The organism is Pseudomonas marginalis (assembly GCF_900105325.1).
Taxonomy (GTDB): Bacteria; Pseudomonadota; Gammaproteobacteria; order Pseudomonadales; family Pseudomonadaceae; genus Aquipseudomonas; species Aquipseudomonas marginalis.
In genome coordinates this window covers 3619101-3636343 of sequence record NZ_FNSU01000003.1, presented here as the reverse complement: position 1 = coordinate 3636343, position 17243 = coordinate 3619101, and the positions used below count along the sequence as shown (strand labels likewise).

The window sequence follows — 17243 nt, the reverse complement described above, 5'->3', positions numbered from 1 at the left end:
CAACCGATTGGCTAAATGCCCGCGTCAGCGGGCAAATTTCTAATTCTCAGCAGGTAGCCATCTGAGCATTTGAGTGGTTATGCGTAAGTCGTTTGAGTGCAATCTCAAGCGCTTGGTCGTCGAACAGTTTGTTCTTGCGAGCTCCAGCACCGGCTCCGCCCTCCCATTGCTTCAATGCCTCGCGCACAGCAGGGACGCTAGGGGAGATATTTTTCTGGCTCAGCAACCAATCGACTGTCGCCAGCAACTCCATACCAAACGGTGACTCAAAGCCGTCAATCAATTCGGCAGTGCACTCCAGGGCTTCGGAGTATTCCTTGGCTTCTGTTTTAAGATAGGTTTGTAGAAAGGCTTTGCGGTCTTGGTCGAACCAGATCACATCACTGTTTTCCGCATCACCGATGCGCTTATCGCAATGCAGATAACTACCGTCCAGGTTGTTAAGCAGATGTTCCAACCGATTGGCGTACGGCCCGTACTTATGAGCAACGAACTTAAGGCCCAGCGGGTTCTTGAGGTCTGGCCGCTTCTCAATAGCACGCTCCAGGAACCAGGCCAGCTTTTGAATCTCAAGCAGGCTGCATTCCATTCCTAACACCCAGTATCGCCGAACCAGTTCCGCAATAAGTGCGCGGGCTGGTGTGAGCTTCTCCACGCCGCTCCGTTTGGCGACATTCAGGTACTGATTGGAAGGCTCAAACACAAGTACATCAACATCCAGATCACTCAAGACATCAACGATCTGTTCGCGAACGTCTGGCCATTTCAGGCCGCCGTTACCTGCTCCTAGGGGGGGGACCGCCACAGACTTCACATGGTTTTCGATCAAAAAACGACGTAGATCGTGTAGACCCTCCGTTATCCATGCCATCTGTGATGGTGATCGCCAGTGACGTTTGGTCGGGAAGTTGACGATCCAGCGAGGACCGTCCAATTCGTTGACCTCAGTCACGTGAACTTTTCCGGTCTCTACCTCGCCAGCCTTACAGGCTGCCGCGTACAAGCGATAGTTTTCTGCAAAGCGCTCTTTGAACATCAGCGCGATGCCCTTGCCCATCACGCCCACAGTATTCACCGTGTTGACGAGGGCTTCGGTGTTGGCTTCCAGAAGGTTGCCTTGGGTGAATCTGATCATTGGAAATACCATCCCGGACGCGCATGCACAGACAACGTCAGGCCTCTGGCGGCAACGTCCTGCTCTATGCGTTCTTTCATCGCATCGGTGTAACACATGATGCCAAGGAGTCCTGTAATCGGTAGGTGGTGGTGAATCAGCGCTTCAGCCTGATAACGCTCCATTTTGCGAGGGTCATCGGGGTCACGTTTGAAGTCACGCCGTTGAAGGATAGACCAATCGATCTCGTGGAGATTCGTCAGATCGCTGTAATAGTCTGTCCAATCCGGGTACGCATGTGCGTTTGTGAAGACGAACGGTAGGCCAAGCTCGGCGACGCGTGGCAGGCTGGAGACCAGAATCACAATCTCGTCATTGCTGCGCTGCTGAACGCTCCATCCCGACTGAATGTTTTTCATCATCACAGAGAAAGGCGTGAAGTAGAAGGGCACGTAGTCGGCCAACACGCCTGCAGGTGCGATAGGAACGCAGCGAGTGCGGCGTTTGTCGATTAAGTCAGCATTGCCGATGTTCACGTACTGCGGTGCCTGCACCTCGGAGCTGGCGCAGTGCATGCCGTTGTCCAGAATCCAGGGCAGATTGTCGCGATGAACGATCCGCCAGATCAGAGCCTTTTCTGGATTCAGGTTGCTATAAATCATCTAAGAAACATTCCTCGATTCACTCCGATTTGTACATTAACGCCTGCCTCGCGCATTTTAGACTCGCAGAGGGCTTCTACTTCTGCATTAGAAACAAAAACCTTGAAGAAATCGTTAGGAGAAACTACATCGGGCGATAGGCATTCAGCCATGCAGATGCTCTTGCATTGTGGGTCATGGTAGTCCCTGGCATTCATGAGCTCCCAATTGATCGCCTCGAAGCCCTCAGCATAATTGAGCAACTGAATGGCATCGTTAGCCAATGGATGGCGGGGAATGACTTTCCATTGCTTTCTAATTGCCAGGTTTCGATGAACCGTAATCACGACAAATTGAGCGTCAGGCCTTCTGCGTTGAACGCTTCCATCGAACGGGTTTGCGGCAAACCAGTGGAAAGGTACGTACTGCTCTAGTGCGAGACCTTGTCGTTTTTTCAGAATCTCGGCATCAGCCACATCTTCGAACGCCTTGAGCTGCGCTCGCGGTTTAAGTCCGCTCTGAAAAATACTGCTCAGGTTTTCCAGCGAAGTGAGGTGATAGAGGAGTTTTTATTCCTTGATATCCGGCATATCGGTCTCCTTGACCTGTGTATGAGCTGAAGTCGTTTCATTCCTGCTCGCTCATCAGTTGGCAGGATGAGATAAGTGATTCTATTGTGGCATCACTTTGATATGCAATGGCCGTCCGTATCATGGAGGACTGCTGAAAAATCATAGGAGTCAGCAGCCCCACAGTGTTCTCGAATTCGTTGTGCCAGCAGGTTAGATCCCTTTCATTTGCGGGACATTTCCTAGAAAATCCCAGCCGCTTGCGCTAGCGAAAATGCACGACTAGGCTGCGAATCGTCGCTGCACATTCAGCGATCGGGTTTAGTCGCCCGGATCGATTGGCGCATAAGCAACTCATGAGTCAGGCCCCCTTCGCCTGCATCTTATGGTGGCTGTGCGCAGGGCACCTCCGGGTGCGCCGGGTTTCCAATCGACCGGTCGACTAACCTGCGTACAGCTGCCACCTTTCGTTTAGTCGCGGTTAGTGGCAGCTCCAAATTATCGATTGGAGGTTTGCTATGGATAACGTTGTTGCGGATTCGCCGTCATCGGGTGCGATCTACCCATTTGTTGTCAATGAAGAGCTGAACTTTGAGGATGCCTGGGTGCGTGTGGCTGAGTTGCTGCAGTGTGCGGTGGCTACGTCGCGAGTGCTCGGTGAGCCATTGGGTGCGCCGCAGAGAGCGGTGATGCATTTGGTGGAGATGGCGAAGATGGTGGCGGATCGGGCTGTGGAGTGTATGCAGTCCGCGTGAGGCGACTGAGAGAAGGGCAGGGTATAGCAACCCGCTTTTGATTACTCAATTGTCCAACAGCTTTTGGACAATTGAGTCGCGATACTTATCAGGCATTAAAAAGCCGGCTTGTGGCCGGCTTCTCTGTGATCGCCTCAGCTTGTTTTTGACAAACCTCAGCAGTCTTCAAATCGCTCAGCCCACATTGCGTCGGGCTGAATAGTAGGGGCATCTGCGGGAAATCCTCCGCATCGCCGAGCAGGGTGGATAGCGCAAAGCCACCCCCTGCCAAATGTGCGGCGCATGATACCCACATTCACTTCAGTTGCCCACCTCCGGATCCGATTTAGAGCCTTCCCAGCCCAATAAATGCTCATCCAGCGGCACCGGCGGCCTACGGTTATTCAACGTGGACCACCAGAACACCCACCCCACAATCTGGAAGTTCTGCTCAAACCGTTGCTCGTGGGTCAGGTATTCGTCCGGATGTTCACCGGCATTGTGGCTGCGCATGCGCAACCCACCTCCAGGGCGGTTGTAGAGGTATTTGATGCGGAGCATTCCGTCGTGTTCGACCGCGTAGATTTCACCGTCGATGATTTGGGTGCGGCCTTTGTCGATGGCGAGGGTGGCGCCTTGTTGGATGATGTCGATCATGCTGTTGTCGACCATGTAGGCGCCCAGCGCGCGGTCGGGGTTGACGTTGAGGGTTTCGAGGGTGTGCAGGGAGACGCGGATGCGTTCGGTTGAGGTGAAGGTGGGGTGGAGGGGGATTTCCACGTCGATTTTTTCCGGGCGGCAGGCGGGGCCTGTGAGGTATTTGCCAGTTTCTTCGCGGGCGGGGAGTCCTTTCCTGGTGCCGGGGCCTTCCAGCAGGAAGTTGGCCGGTGGGTGTTTGGGGCCTTCGCCGGTGCGTAGCCAACGGCTGGAGATGCACAGCAGTTCTGCGATCTCGTTGAGTCGGCCCATGGGTACACCGCGTTTGAACCAGTTGTTCACGTGTTGAGGCGTGACACCACGGTTCTTGGCGAAGTCGGAGGCGGAAAGATGAACTTCCCGTAATAGCGCTTTTAAGCGATCACCTGATGTATTCATAAACGCAGAGTTTACTGGCCGAGAAAACACATCAAATAAACCATGCGTTGAGTTAGGCCTGTAGGTTTTTGCTTAGTTGTGGCTTATTACTTCGGAATTCACAGATGATTAAACTAAGTTTATAAGATGTTGAACTTGTCGTTTAATTTTTCCCACAAAAAAAGCCCCAAGTAATCGGGGCTTTTTCAATTGCCGAGGCAATGAGTAGCCGGTATCAGCCTTTGTAGGCAGCGACCGACTTCATGATTTCGGCGCGGGCGGCGTCTGCGTTGCCCCAACCGTCGATCTTCACCCATTTGCCTTTTTCGAGGTCTTTGTAGTTCTCGAAGAAGTGCTTGATCTGTTCCAGCAGCAGTGGCGGCAGGTCGGTGTATTCCTTCACGTCCACGTACAGCTGGGACAGCTTGTCGTGTGGCACGGCGATCACTTTGGCATCGCCACCGCCGTCGTCGGTCATGTGCAGGATGCCGACCGGGCGAGCGCGGATGACCGAGCCTGGGGTAACCGGGTAAGGGGTTACGACCAGCACGTCGAGGGGGTCACCGTCGTCGGCCAGGGTGTTCGGGATAAAACCGTAGTTGGCCGGGTAGAACATCGGGGTGGCCATGAAACGGTCAACGAACAGGCAGTCGCTGTCTTTGTCGATTTCGTATTTGATCGGCGCGTGGTTGGCCGGAATCTCGATGGCGACGTAGATGTCGTTCGGCAGGTCTTTGCCAGCCGGAATCTTGCTGTAGCTCATTGGGCTTTGCCCCCGTAGTTGGCCATATGACATGGCCGGATTGGCCTAAAAGTGGCGGCGATTATAGGCATATTCTGACGGCGATGCCATGCGCCAGACGTCGTACGGTCATTCGCCTTGTGGCTGATAACGCGGGTCGTGCGCTTGCAGTTGGGTCAGGCGGGCCAAGGGATCCTGGCGGTAAAAGCGGCTGAGTTGGGCGTACACCTGTGGATAACTATTGACGAGTAAATCCGGGGCGCTGAAAAAATATTCGCTGGTGACCGCAAAGAACTCCGCCGGGTTTTCCGCCGCGTACGGGTCTATCTCCGTCTCGGCGTCGGGGTTGGCGTCCAGCTGGCGATTGAGGTCGTCATAAGCGCCCTGCATTACGCTGGCCCACTCCTGCACGCGCATGTCGTGGTGCAGTGGCGGCAGGCCATTGGCGTCGCCGTTGAGCATGTCGAGTTTGTGGGCCAGTTCGTGGATCACCAGGTTGTAGCCTTCCCACTGACCGCTGGCCAGTACGCCGGGCCAGGCAAGAATCACCGGGCCTTGCTGCCAGGCTTCGCCGCTGTGTTCGCCGTCCCACTCGTGTTCGATGCCGCTGCTGTCGCGATGGCGCTGGGGGCTGAGGAAGTCGTCGGGGTACAGCACGATTTCATGGAAACCCTGGTACCAGTCGAGGTCGCCCAGGTTCATCAGCGGCAGTTGCGCCTGGGCGGCGAGCAGCAGGCGTTGTTCCTGGTGCAGCTCGACGCCGGGCAGGGCGGTGAGGTGTTTTTCGGCGAGGAACACCACGCAGGCTTCGCGCAGCCACTGGTCCTGCTCGGCACTGATGCCGTCGAGGAAGGTCAGGTGGTGGCGCACCCGCTGCCAGGTGTCATCGGCAATCGGGTGCTTGGCCAGCAGGCGTCGGCGCCGCCAGGCGCTGAGGGACCACATGCCGGGTTACTGCGATTTGGCTTCTGAAGACGTGCGACCAAAGCGGCTGCGGAACACGCCAATGATCATCGGCACCAGCGACAGCAGGATGATGAACACCACCAGCAGCGAAAGGTTTTTCTTGATAAATGGCACGTTGCCGAAGAAGTAGCCCAGGGTCACCAGGCCGCCGACCCAGAGAATGGTGCCCAGCACGCTGAAACCGAAGAAGCGTGCATAGGGCATTTTCGCGATGCCGGCAACGAACGGCGCAAAGGTGCGCAGGATCGGCAGGAAACGCGCGAGGGTCACGGTTTTGCCGCCGTGCCTGTCGTAGAAATCGTGGGTCTTTTGCAGGTAGTCGCGGCGGAAGATTTTCGAGTTCGGGTTGCTGAACAGGCGTTCTCCCGCCGTTCGCCCGATCACATAATTGGTACTGTCGCCGAGGATTGCCGCCAGCATCAGCAGCCCGCCCAGCAATACCGGGTCCATGCCACCGCCTGCTGCCACGGCGCCGGCGATAAACAGCAACGAATCACCTGGTAGGAACGGCATGACCACCAGGCCGGTTTCGCAAAAGATGACCAGGAACAGAATGGCGTATATCCACGGACCATAATTGGTTACCAGCATGTCGAGGTACACGTCGAGATGCAGGATAAGGTCGAGCGGGTTGAAATCCATGGATGGCACCTGTGTGAACGGCCCGACTCGGCAGGCCTGTGCGGAAGCTCGGGTAATAAGGCTACACGTGTATGTAGTGTTTCTTACAACCCTGAAAGGTCCGCATTATACGGATTGAGAGGTGAAAAGCGTGTTGGTTTTGTAGCGGGGGATGTCGCGGGGGGACGGTCCACAGATCGCCAGAAAGGCACTGTGGGAGCGAGTTTGCTCGCGAAAGCATTCGGTCAGTTATAAATAGTCTGACTGAACAGCCGCCATCGGGGTAGCCCCCTCCCACAAGGTGTCCATGGTGTCAGGGCGTCAGTCTTCGCTGATCGGCAAGGTGTAGTTCTTGAACTCGGTGTCTTCACGAAACCCGATGGACTCGTACGTCTTCTGCGCCACCTGGTTATCACTGCTGGTCGATACCCGCAGCCGCACTGCGTGGGTTTCCTTGGCCATTTTCTTCGCCGTGCGCATCAGGTTATCCGCCACCAGTTGCCGGCGCGCGTCTTCGGCCACATAGATGTCGTTGAGGATCCACACGCGTTTAAGCGACAGCGAGGAAAAGCTCGGGTAAAGCTGGCAAAACCCGAGCACGCGTTTGTCGTCGTCATCGGCTAGGGCCAGGTAGATCACCGACTCCTTGCGGCGCAGGCGCTTTTCCAGGAAGGCCCGTGACGAATCCGGAAAGGGCAGGGCCCCGTAGAACTCGCGGTACTTGACGAACAACGGGGTCAACAGGTCCAGGTGTTCCAGGGTCGCTTGAGTAATCCGCATGCCAGGCCTCAACTTCCAAATGGGGTATGACCACACGAGCGGCCGTGACTTGATGCTGCCTAAAGGCGCGAAAAAGCGCAATCGTGCCGGGATCAGTCGGTGGGTGGGCTGAGCAGGAAATTGCCCTTCATCAGGTCCGGGTCGTCGGATTCAAGGGTCTGAACCTGCGCCTCGTCCTTCAGGTTGACCCCCGACAGCTGCCGGCGACACGCCTCTCGCATCAAGTACAGCAGGCGATGGGCCGCCATGCCATAGCTCAGGCCTTCCAAGCGCACATTGGAGATGCAGTTGCGATAGGCATCGGTGAGGCCGACCTTGGGGTTGTAGGTGAAGTACAGCCCCAAACTGTCCGGCGAACTGAGCCCCGGCCGTTCGCCGATGAGGATCACCACCATCTTGGCGCCGAGCAGTTGCCCGATTTCATCCGCGACCGCCACGCGGCCCTGTTCCACCAGGATCACCGGCGACAAGGACCACCCTTCAGCGTGGGTCTGCTCTTCCATGCGCGTCAGAAACGGCAACGTATGTTTATGTACTGCCAGCGCCGACAGACCGTCCGCCACCACGACCGCCAGGTCCATGCCGCCCGGATGCTCAGCCGCGTAATCCCGCAGGCTTTGGGCCGATTCGTCACTCAAGCGCCGCCCCAAATCCGGGCGTTGCAGGTAGCTGTGCCGGTCGGTTGCCGCGCTGTGCAGCAACAGGCTATCGCGCCCACGCTCGGCCAACTGACTGCTCAGGCCTGCATGGTCGAAGGGCAGGTGCACCGCGTCCCGTGCCTGGGCGTGGGCAAATTGGAAATCAAGTTGGGCGTTGGTGGGAATGCTGGTGCCGGTGCGGCCCAGGGCAATTCGCGCCGGGGTCAGGCGGCGCAGTTCCAGCCATGGGTTTTCAGGCAGGTCGAGTTGCACGGGCGGCTCCTTCATCCCAATTGCGCCAGGGCGTGGCGAAACGCCGGTGGCAGGCTGTTGCCGAAGCGCACCTTGCCGTCGGCTTGCGTAAAGATGCCCATTTTGGCCAGCCACTGTTCAAACTCCGGCGCCGGTTTTAAACCCAATGTCTGGCGAGCGTACAAGGCGTCGTGGAACGAGGTGGTCTGGTAGTTGAGCATGATGTCGTCGGAGCCGGGGATGCCCATGATGAAGTTGATCCCGGCGACGCCCAGCAGGGTCAGCAGGGTGTCCATGTCGTCCTGGTCGGCTTCGGCGTGGTTGGTGTAGCAGATGTCGCAGCCCATGGGCACGCCCAGCAGCTTGCCGCAGAAGTGGTCTTCAAGGCCGGCGCGGATGATCTGCTTGCCGTTGTACAGGTACTCGGGGCCGATAAAACCGACCACGGTGTTGACCAGAAACGGCTTGAAATGCCGGGCCACCGCATAGGCGCGGGTTTCGCAGGTTTGCTGGTCGACGCCAAAATGCGCGTTGGCCGACAAGGCACTGCCCTGGCCGGTTTCGAAATACATCAGGTTCTGGCCCAAGGTGCCCCGGTTCAGGCTCAAGCCCGCCTCGTAACCTTCCTGCAGCACGCTCAGGCTGATGCCGAAACTGGCATTGGCCGCCTCGGTGCCGGCAATCGACTGGAACACCAGGTCCAGCGGCACGCCGCGGTTGATGGCTTCGATGGAAGTGGTGACGTGGGTCAGCACACAGGCCTGGGTGGGGATTTCGTAGCGCTGGATGATTGCGTCGAGCATCTCCAGCATGGCGCAGATCGAGGCGATGCTGTCGGTGGCCGGGTTGATGCCGATCATGGCGTCGCCGTTGCCGTAGAGCAGGCCGTCGAGAATGCTCGCGGCGATACCCGCCGGCTCGTCGGTCGGGTGGTTGGGTTGCAGGCGGGTCGACAGGCGTCCGCGCAGGCCCATGGTGCCGCGAAACCGGGTGACCACACGGATCTTCTGAGCCACCAGTACCAGGTCCTGCACGCGCATGATCTTCGACACCGCCGCTGCCATTTCCGGTGTCAGCCCCGGCGCCAATGCGCGTAGGGATTGTTCATCGGCGGCGTCGCTGAGCAGCCAGTCGCGCAGGCCGCCGACGGTCAGGTGGCTGACCACGGCGAAAGCCTGCTTGTCGTGGGTGTCGATGATCAGCCGCGTGACTTCATCGCTTTCATAGGGGATCAGCGCTTCTTCGAGGAAGTGTTTCAGCGGGATATTTGCCAGCGCCATTTGCGCCGCCACCCGCTCACCGTCGTTCTGCGCGGCGACGCCGGCCAGAAAGTCCCCGGAACGCGCGGGACTGGCCTTGGCCATCACGTCCTTGAGGCTGTCGAAGCGGTAGGTCTGTGCACCGACCGCGTGGGAAAAGCTTGCCATACAGTGTCTCCTTGACGACGCGGGCAGGAGAGGAACCCGCGTCGAGGTTTACGGCAGTTAGTGCAAGGCGGCCTCTGCGGCCTGGATCGCGGCGAATTCTTCTTCGGGCGTGCCTGCTACCAAGTGATGCCGGCTGTAGAAAGCAAAGTAAGCAATTAATACTCCATAGATGATCGCGGCGCCAATCACCACCCGTGGATCCACCAGAAAGCCCGCAACGACGGCCACGCAGGCCAGTACCAAGGCGACGCCGGACGTGAAGATGCCGCCCGGCGTGCGATAAGGACGGTCCATTTTGGGGCGACGGATACGCAGGGTGATGTGCGCGGCCATCATCAGCACGTAGGAAATGGTCGCGCCAAACACCGCCACCAGGATCAACAGATCCCCCTGGCCGGTCAGCGACAGGCCGAAGCCGATAATCCCGGGGATCACCAGGGCCAGTACCGGGGCCTTGCTCTTGTTGGTCAGGGACAGTTTGCGCGGCAGGTAGCCGGCACGGGACAAGGCAAAGATCTGCCGCGAATAGGCGTAGATAATCGAGAAAAAGCTCGCGATCAAGCCTGCCAGACCGACCAGGTTGACGAAGCTGCCCATCCAGGTCGAACCGCCATAGGACAGCGCCAGCGCTTCCACCAGCGGGTTACCGGATTTGACCAGTGCGTAGGTGCCCGCGCCGCCCGGTGCGATCACCAGGATCAACAGGGCAAAGCTGGTCAGCACCACAATGGCGCCGATCAGGCCCCGGGGCAGGTCGCGCTTGGGGTTCTTGGTTTCTTCGGCGGCCAGGGGCACGCCCTCTACGGCGAGGAAAAACCAGATCGCATAGGGGATCGCCGCCCACACGCCGACATAGCCGAATGGCAGGAAGGTGCTGGCGCCCTTGGCCTCGGTCACCGGAATATCCAGCAGGTTGGCGACATTGAAGTGCGGCACCATCGACACCAGGAACACGCCCAGCGCAATCGCGGCGATGGCGGTGATCACGAACATCAGCTTCAAGGCTTCGCCGACGCCAAAGATATGGATGCCGATAAAGATGATGTAGAACGCCAGGTAAATCATCCAGCCGCCGATGCCGAACAGCGACTCGCAATAGGCGCCGATAAACACCGCGATGGCGGCGGGGGCGATGGCGTATTCGATCAGGATGGCGGTGCCCGTCAGGAACCCGCCCCAGGGCCCGAAGGCACTGCGGGCAAAACCGTAGCCACCGCCGGCGGTGGGGATCATGGAAGACAGTTCGGCCAGGGAAAAGCACATGCACAGGTACATGGTGGCCATCAGCAATGTGGCGAGGAACATCCCGCCCCAGCCACCCTGGGCCAGGCCGAAGTTCCAGCCGGCGTAGTCGCCGGAGATGACGTAGGCAACGCCAAGACCAACCAGCAGGACCCAGCCGGCGGCGCCTTTTTTCAGTTCGCGTTGTTGGAAGTATTGGGAGTCGACTTTTTCGAAGTCGACAGAAGATCCAGTCGGTTCGCTAGGCATGGGAAAGTACCTTTCATTGTTATTGTTTTTTAACTCGGCCTCTGTGTGCCGAATGCAATTGGCAAGTACTTGTGGAGAGCTAAGTGTGGGAGAGGGCAAGCCCCTCCCACATTTGAGTGCATTTCAACTGTGGGAGGGGTTAGTTAGAAGAAGCCCAACGGATTAATGTCGTAGCTCACCAGCAGGTTCTTGGTCTGCTGGTAGTGATCCAACATCATCTTGTGGGTCTCACGGCCCACGCCGGACTTCTTGTAACCGCCAAACGCGGCATGCGCCGGGTACAGGTGGTAGCAGTTGGTCCACACGCGGCCCGCCTTGATCGCGCGGCCCATGCGGTAGGCGCGGTTGATGTCGCGGGTCCACACACCGGCGCCCAGGCCGAACTCGGTGTCGTTGGCAATCGCCAGGGCTTCGGCTTCGTCCTTGAAGGTGGTGATGCTCACTACCGGGCCGAAGATTTCTTCCTGGAACACGCGCATTTCATTGGTGCCCTTGAGCAGGGTCGGCTGGATGTAATAGCCGCCGGCCATATCGCCGGTGAGCTGCTCGACCTTGCCGCCGGTGAGCAATTGCGCGCCTTCGCCCTTGGCAATTTCCAGGTAGGACAGGATCTTGTCGAACTGCTGCTCGGACGCCTGGGCGCCGACCATGGTGTCGGTGTCCAGCGGGTCGCCGCGCTTGATCTGCTCGACCTTCTTCATCACCACTTTCATGAAGTCGTCGTAGATCGACTCTTCCACCAGCGCGCGGGATGGGCAGGTGCACACTTCGCCCTGGTTGAAGAACGCCAGCACCAGGCCTTCGGCGGCTTTCTCGATGAACGACGGTTCGGCTTTCATGATGTCGGCGAAGAAGATGTTCGGCGACTTGCCGCCCAGCTCGACGGTGGACGGAATGATGTTCTCGGCCGCCGCATGCATGATGTGCGAGCCCACCGGGGTGGAGCCGGTGAAGGCGATCTTGGCGATGCGCTTGCTGGTGGCCAGGGCTTCGCCGGCCTCCTTGCCGAAGCCGTGCACCACGTTCAGCACGCCCGGTGGCAGCAGGTCGCCGATGACTTCCAGCAGCACGTTGATGCCCAGCGGTGTTTGCTCGGCAGGCTTGAGCACCACGCAGTTGCCGGCGGCCAGGGCCGGGGCGAGTTTCCACGCGGCCATCAGCAGCGGGAAGTTCCACGGGATGATCTGGCCGACCACGCCCAGTGGCTCGTGGAAGTGATAGGACGCGGTGTGTTCGTTGATCTCGGCGCTGGTGCCTTCCTGGGCGCGGATGCAACCGGCGAAGTAGCGGAAGTGGTCGGCGGCCAGCGGGATGTCGGCGTTGAGGGTTTCACGCACCGCCTTGCCGTTGTCCCAGGTTTCGGTGATGGCCAGCAGTTCGAGATTCTGTTCGATGCGGTCGGCGATTTTCAGCAGCACCAGCGAGCGGTCCTGGGCCGAGGTCTTGCCCCAGGCGTCAGCGGCAGCGTGGGCGGCGTCCAGCGCCTTGTCGATGTCTTTGGCAGTGGAGCGCGGGAATTCGGCGATAGGCTTGCCGTTGACCGGCGAGGTGTTGGTGAAATAGTTGCCATCGACCGGGGCAACGAATTCGCCACCAATGTAGTTGCCGTACTTGGCCTTGAACGAAACGATCGCGCCTTCAGTACCGGGGTGTGCGTAACGCATGGTGGGTATCTCCTGGCTTTTATGTTTATTGGAGTGCAGCGCGCAAGCGCTTGATAAAGCGTAGAGCAAAGGTTGGGCCACTGCTTTGCAGGCCAGGAAAATCAAGGGCTTGGGGTTTGTTGCAAGGCGTTGCTGTGACACGGGTGGTACAGGCGCTGTGACAGTTTGTGCCATAAACGGTACAGGCCGTGACCGGCGAGTCGGTCCGGGATTGCATTGGCTGGGTGCCTGGGGGATGCTGGTGGCTCTCACGCAGGGAGAATAATAAGAACATGCACAACGATCATTTCAGTCGCCATGCCCAGCAAGTCCTTACTGTGGCGCGTGGGCGCGACCCGTCGAGCGACCCGTCCATCGCCCGCTCCTGGCTGCGCTGCCTGGAGGACTACCACCTCGATCCTGCCCAGACCATCGCCCCTACGGTGCTTGAGCACGGCCGCCTGCTGGAAAGCCGCGAGCGCCTGCAACAGGTGCTGCATATCGCCGGCAGCGAGATGAACAGCCTGCACCAGCAGCTGTCGGGCGCTGGCCACGCGGTGCTGCTGACCGATGCCCGTGGGGTGATCCTCAACTGTGTCACAGCACCGTCCGAGCGCAAGATTTTCGAACGCGCCGGGCTGTGGCTCGGTGCCGATTGGAGCGAAGCGTGCGAGGGCACCAATGGCATCGGCACCTGCCTGGTGGAGCGCCAGTCGTTGACCATTCATCGCGATGAACATTTTCGTGGGCGCCACACCGGGCTGACCTGTTCGGCGAGCCCGGTGTTCGACCCCCACGGCGACCTGTTGGCGGTGCTGGACGTGTCGTCGGCCCGGGAGGAGGTGTCGCGGCAGAGCCAGTTCCACACCATGGCGCTGGTTAACCTGTCGGCGAAGATGATCGAGAGTTGCTACTTCCTGCGTCACTTCGAAAACCATTGGCTGCTGCGCTTTCACCTGCAGGCCGAGTCGGTGGGCCTGTTCAGCGAAGGGTTGTTGGCGTTTGACGGCGAAGGGCGGATATGTGCCGTCAACCAGAGCGCACTCAACCTGCTGGGGCAGGTGCGTGGTGGGTTGCTGGGGCAACCGGTGGAGGCGTTGTTCGAGTGTTCCCTGGACCAACTGCTCGGTCGCGCCAGCGCCAATGCCACCGCCAGTTGGCCATTGCGCACGCGGGATGGTCGGCACTTGTTCGCGGCCTTGCGTGGTCAATCGCGCAGTGTACCTGCGCCCATCGCCAAGCCTGAACCCGTGCGCCTGGCCGGTATCTGCCTGGGCGACCCGGCGCTGCAGATTGACTTCCGTAAAGCGCTGCGGGTATTCGAGCGCGATGTGCCCTTGCTGATCAACGGCGAAACCGGCTCCGGCAAAGAGGCTTTCGCCAAGGCGGTGCATCACGCCAGCCAGCGTGCCGACAAGGCGTTCGTTGCCCTCAACTGCGCCGCCATCCCGGAAAGCCTGATCGAAAGCGAACTGTTCGGCTATCGCGGCGGCAGCTTTACCGGCGCGCGCAAGGACGGCATGCAGGGCAAGTTGCAACAGGCCGACGGCGGTACGCTGTTCCTCGATGAAATCGGCGATATGCCGTTGGCGCTGCAGACGCGCCTGTTAAGGGTGCTGGAGGACCGCATGGTGGTGCCCATCGGCGGTGAGCCCCAGGCGGTTGATGTCAGAATTATCAGCGCAACTCACCGGAATTTGCTGGAGCGCGTGCAGGACGGAAGTTTTCGGGAAGACCTGTATTACCGCCTCAACGGCCTGGAAGTCGTTTTGCCAGCGTTGCGTGAACGCAGCGATAAGCCTCAGTTGCTGGATTTCCTGCTGGCGCAGGAGGCGGGCGGCCAGAGCATAAGGCTCGACCCGGCGGCGCGTTCGGCGCTGCTGTCCTACCCCTGGCCGGGCAACGTTCGGCAACTGCGCACGGTGTTGCGAACGCTGGCGGCGCTGTGTGACGACGGGCGGGTCGGCCTTGAGGATTTGCCAGCGTTGATTCGCCAGGCACGGCCGCAAGCAGTGGCCGAGGCCAGGCTTGCAGAGTCGCCCCTGGGCGACGCCGAGCGACTCGCCCTGCTCACGGCCCTGGAGCAACAACGCTGGCACATGACCCATACGGCGGAGCAGCTGGGTGTCAGCCGTAACACGCTGTATAGAAAGCTGCGCCGGCACGGTATTGCACGGGCTGCGCCATAGATCGGTCCTACAGCTAAAGAGTGCGATTTTCGCCCCCCTGCGCTAACCTGCCTCGATGTTTACGAGGTCGACTATGCACATTCATATTCTTGGTATCTGCGGCACCTTCATGGGTTCGATGGCGGTTCTGGCCAAAGAACTGGGCCATCACGTAACGGGCTCCGATGCCAATGTTTACCCACCCATGAGCACGCAACTCGAGGCCCAGGGCATTGAACTGACCCAGGGTTACGATCCGGCGCAATTCGACCCGGTACCGGACCTGGTGGTGATCGGCAATGCCATGTCCCGGGGCAATCCGGCAGTCGAATACGTCCTCAACAAAGGCTTGCCTTACGTGTCCGGCCCGCAATGGCTGGCCGACCATGTGCTGCAAGGTCGCTGGGTATTGGCCGTTGCCGGCACCCACGGCAAGACCACCACCGGCAGCATGCTCGCCTGGGTGCTGGAACACGCGGGCATGAGCCCGGGCTTCCTGATCGGCGGCGTGCCGCAGAACTTCTCGGTGTCGGCGCGCCTGGGCGATACGCCGTTCTTTGTGATCGAAGCCGACGAGTACGACAGTGCGTTCTTCGACAAGCGCTCCAAGTTCGTCCACTACCGTCCACGCACCGCGATCCTCAACAACCTTGAGTTCGATCACGCCGACATCTTCCCCGACCTGGCGGCGATCGAGCGGCAGTTCCACCATTTGGTGCGCACCATTGCGAGCGAAGGCCTGGTCATCCACCCGACCACCGAGCCGGCCTTGCAGCGCGTGATCCAGATGGGCTGCTGGACCCCGGTGCAAACCACCGGTGCGGGTGGGCAATGGCAGGTCAAGTTGCTCAGTGAAGACGGTTCCCGGTTTGAAGTGCTGTTTGAAGGCGAGGCCCAAGGCATCGTCGAGTGGGACATGACTGGCCAGCACAACGTCGCCAATGCCTTGGTCACCTTGGCGGCCGCGCGGCATGTGGGCGTGGTGCCGTCCATGGGCATTGCTGCGTTGAGCGCATTCAAGAGCGTGAAGCGCCGTATGGAAAAGGTCGCCGACGTGAATGGGATTACCATCTACGACGACTTTGCCCACCACCCAACGGCCATTGCCACCACCCTCGACGGCCTGCGCAAACGTGTTGGCGATGCCCCGATCATTGCGATTGTCGAGCCGCGCTCAAACTCCATGAAGCTCGGCGCACACCGCGACGGCCTGCCGGAAAGCGTTAACGATGCCGACCAGGTGGTGTGGTATGCCCCGGCCAATCTCGGCTGGGACCTGCCGGCGATTGCGGCGCAATGCACGGTGCCGTCGAAAGTCTGTGATTCCATCGAGGGCATCATTGAGTTCGTCAAGCACCAGGCCAAGCCTGGCACCCATGTGGTGGTGATGAGCAACGGCGGCTTCGGCGGCTTGCACGGCAAACTGGCCGAGGCCTTGAAATGAGTGGCCCGGAGCGCGTCACCCTGGCGATGACCGGCGCATCCGGCGCGCCCTATGGCTTGCGCCTGCTCGATTGCCTGGTGCGTGAAGACCGTGAGGTGCACTTTCTGATCTCCAAGGCCGCGCAGTTGGTGATGGCCACCGAGACTGATGTCGCGCTGCCAGCCAAGGTGCAGATGATGCAAGCCTTCCTCACCGAGTACACCGGTGCGGCGGCGGGACAGATCAAGGTCTACGGCAAGGAAGACTGGATGTCGCCGGTGGCTTCGGGCTCCGGTGCGCCGGCGGCAATGGTCGTGGTGCCGTGCTCCACGGGAACGTTGTCGGCGATTGCCACCGGCGCTTGCAATAACCTGATCGAGCGCGCCGCCGACGTGACGTTGAAGGAGCGCCGCCAGTTGATCCTGGTGCCGCGTGAGGCGCCGTACTCGAGCATTCATCTGGAGCACATGCTCAAGCTGTCGAACCTGGGGGTGACCATCCTGCCGGCGTCGCCCGGCTTCTATCACCAGCCGCAGACCATCGATGACCTGGTGGATTTCGTGGTGGCGCGCATTCTCAACCTGTTGAATATCCCCCAGGACATGCTGCCGCGTTGGGGCGAACACCATTTGAGCAGCGATGAATAAGGCGCTGTTGGTGATACTGGCGCTGCAATTGGCCGGCTGCGCCACCGCGCGTACCCTGGACGCCGCGCAGCCCGGCGCGCCGGTGGTGTATGCCGGCACGCGATTGGATTTGTATGCAATGAACGGAGGTTGCTGCGCCAAGGACCGGTTCGGTGCCGAGGCGCCCAGCTACCCCGGTGTCGACCTGCCGGCCAGCGCGTTGCTCGACACGCTTTTATTGCCGCTGTCAGTGTTGACGGTGCTCGGTGTGGGATTTAACGCCACGGGCGGGCTCTAGCCTGGATTTTAAAAGCACCACAAAACCAATGTGGGT

The 17243-nt window shown here is 59.6% G+C and carries 16 protein-coding genes and 1 pseudogene; 5 read left to right on the top strand and 12 right to left on the bottom strand.

Going from position 1 to position 17243, the window contains the following annotated elements:
* Positions 1 to 46: 46 nt before the first annotated feature.
* From darG to BLW22_RS26145, 3 genes and pseudogenes are all read right to left on the bottom strand, one after another.
* Positions 47 to 1135, bottom strand: a complete 1089-nt coding sequence (gene darG, locus BLW22_RS26155) for a type II toxin-antitoxin system antitoxin DNA ADP-ribosyl glycohydrolase DarG (RefSeq protein WP_074847737.1) — start codon at positions 1133 to 1135, stop codon at positions 47 to 49.
* Positions 1132 to 1776 carry a type II toxin-antitoxin system toxin DNA ADP-ribosyl transferase DarT gene (gene darT, locus BLW22_RS26150; protein ID WP_074847736.1) on the bottom strand — a complete coding sequence of 215 codons (645 nt, stop codon included), beginning with the start codon at positions 1774 to 1776 and terminating at the stop codon, positions 1132 to 1134. Before darT ends, darG begins: the two co-directional genes overlap by 4 nt.
* Positions 1773 to 2345, bottom strand: a pseudogene (locus BLW22_RS26145) (DarT ssDNA thymidine ADP-ribosyltransferase family protein). The gene darT and the pseudogene BLW22_RS26145 overlap by 4 nt, the downstream one beginning before the upstream one ends.
* A 497-nt stretch (positions 2346 to 2842) precedes the next feature.
* Here BLW22_RS26145 and BLW22_RS26140 point away from each other — a divergent pair.
* The gene (locus tag BLW22_RS26140; protein WP_074847735.1) at positions 2843 to 3079 is read left to right on the top strand and encodes a hypothetical protein; all 237 of its coding nucleotides are present in this window, start codon (positions 2843 to 2845) and stop codon (positions 3077 to 3079) included.
* A 300-nt stretch (positions 3080 to 3379) separates the two neighbouring features.
* On the opposite strand, the gene BLW22_RS26130 is transcribed toward BLW22_RS26140, so the two are convergent.
* From BLW22_RS26130 to exaC, 9 genes are all read right to left on the bottom strand, one after another.
* Entirely contained in the window at positions 3380 to 4153 is a 774-nt protein-coding gene (locus BLW22_RS26130; protein WP_027605213.1) for a LexA family transcriptional regulator, read from the bottom strand.
* Positions 4154 to 4367: 214 nt separating this feature from the next.
* Entirely contained in the window at positions 4368 to 4895 is a 528-nt protein-coding gene (gene ppa / locus BLW22_RS26125; protein WP_065924892.1) for an inorganic diphosphatase, read from the bottom strand.
* Between the two features lie 108 nt (positions 4896 to 5003).
* Complete coding sequence (locus BLW22_RS26120) at positions 5004 to 5819, bottom strand: M90 family metallopeptidase (protein WP_065924891.1); 816 nt, start codon at positions 5817 to 5819, stop codon at positions 5004 to 5006.
* Between the two features lie 6 nt (positions 5820 to 5825).
* Positions 5826 to 6482, bottom strand: coding sequence for a DedA family protein (locus BLW22_RS26115; RefSeq protein ID WP_027605215.1), 657 nt, complete (start codon positions 6480 to 6482; stop codon positions 5826 to 5828).
* 300 nt (positions 6483 to 6782) lie between these two features.
* A complete protein-coding gene (locus BLW22_RS26110) occupies positions 6783 to 7241 on the bottom strand; it encodes a GNAT family N-acetyltransferase (protein ID WP_027605216.1) in 459 nt (152 codons plus the stop codon).
* 92 nt (positions 7242 to 7333) lie between these two features.
* Positions 7334 to 8167 carry an ethanolamine ammonia-lyase subunit EutC gene (eutC, locus tag BLW22_RS26105; RefSeq protein WP_074847733.1) on the bottom strand — a complete coding sequence of 278 codons (834 nt, stop codon included), beginning with the start codon at positions 8165 to 8167 and terminating at the stop codon, positions 7334 to 7336.
* Positions 8164 to 9558: an ethanolamine ammonia-lyase subunit EutB gene (locus tag BLW22_RS26100; protein ID WP_065924889.1), complete on the bottom strand. Its 1395-nt coding sequence runs from the start codon at positions 9556 to 9558 to the stop codon at positions 8164 to 8166. Before BLW22_RS26100 ends, eutC begins: the two co-directional genes overlap by 4 nt.
* A gap of 57 nt (positions 9559 to 9615) precedes the next feature.
* The gene (gene eat, locus BLW22_RS26095) at positions 9616 to 11049 is read right to left on the bottom strand and encodes an ethanolamine permease (RefSeq protein ID WP_074847732.1); all 1434 of its coding nucleotides are present in this window, start codon (positions 11047 to 11049) and stop codon (positions 9616 to 9618) included.
* Positions 11050 to 11192: 143 nt separating this feature from the next.
* Positions 11193 to 12713, bottom strand: a complete 1521-nt coding sequence (gene exaC, locus BLW22_RS26090; protein WP_027605219.1) for an acetaldehyde dehydrogenase ExaC — start codon at positions 12711 to 12713, stop codon at positions 11193 to 11195.
* Positions 12714 to 12985: 272 nt separating this feature from the next.
* Between exaC and BLW22_RS26085 the strand changes: the two genes are divergently transcribed.
* The 4 genes from BLW22_RS26085 to BLW22_RS26070 all read left to right on the top strand — a co-directional run bounded on the left by BLW22_RS26085 (position 12986) and on the right by BLW22_RS26070 (position 17207).
* Complete coding sequence (locus BLW22_RS26085; RefSeq protein ID WP_065946576.1) at positions 12986 to 14881, top strand: sigma-54-dependent Fis family transcriptional regulator; 1896 nt, start codon at positions 12986 to 12988, stop codon at positions 14879 to 14881.
* Positions 14882 to 14954: 73 nt separating this feature from the next.
* Positions 14955 to 16304, top strand: coding sequence for a UDP-N-acetylmuramate:L-alanyl-gamma-D-glutamyl-meso-diaminopimelate ligase (mpl, locus tag BLW22_RS26080; protein WP_074847731.1), 1350 nt, complete (start codon positions 14955 to 14957; stop codon positions 16302 to 16304).
* Positions 16301 to 16930 (top strand): flavin prenyltransferase UbiX, encoded by a 630-nt coding sequence (ubiX, locus tag BLW22_RS26075; RefSeq protein WP_027605222.1) that lies wholly within the window; start codon positions 16301 to 16303, stop codon positions 16928 to 16930. The genes mpl and ubiX overlap by 4 nt, the downstream gene beginning before the upstream one ends.
* Positions 16923 to 17207 (top strand): YceK/YidQ family lipoprotein, encoded by a 285-nt coding sequence (locus tag BLW22_RS26070; protein ID WP_027605223.1) that lies wholly within the window; start codon positions 16923 to 16925, stop codon positions 17205 to 17207. Before ubiX ends, BLW22_RS26070 begins: the two co-directional genes overlap by 8 nt.
* Positions 17208 to 17243: the final 36 nt, after the last annotated feature.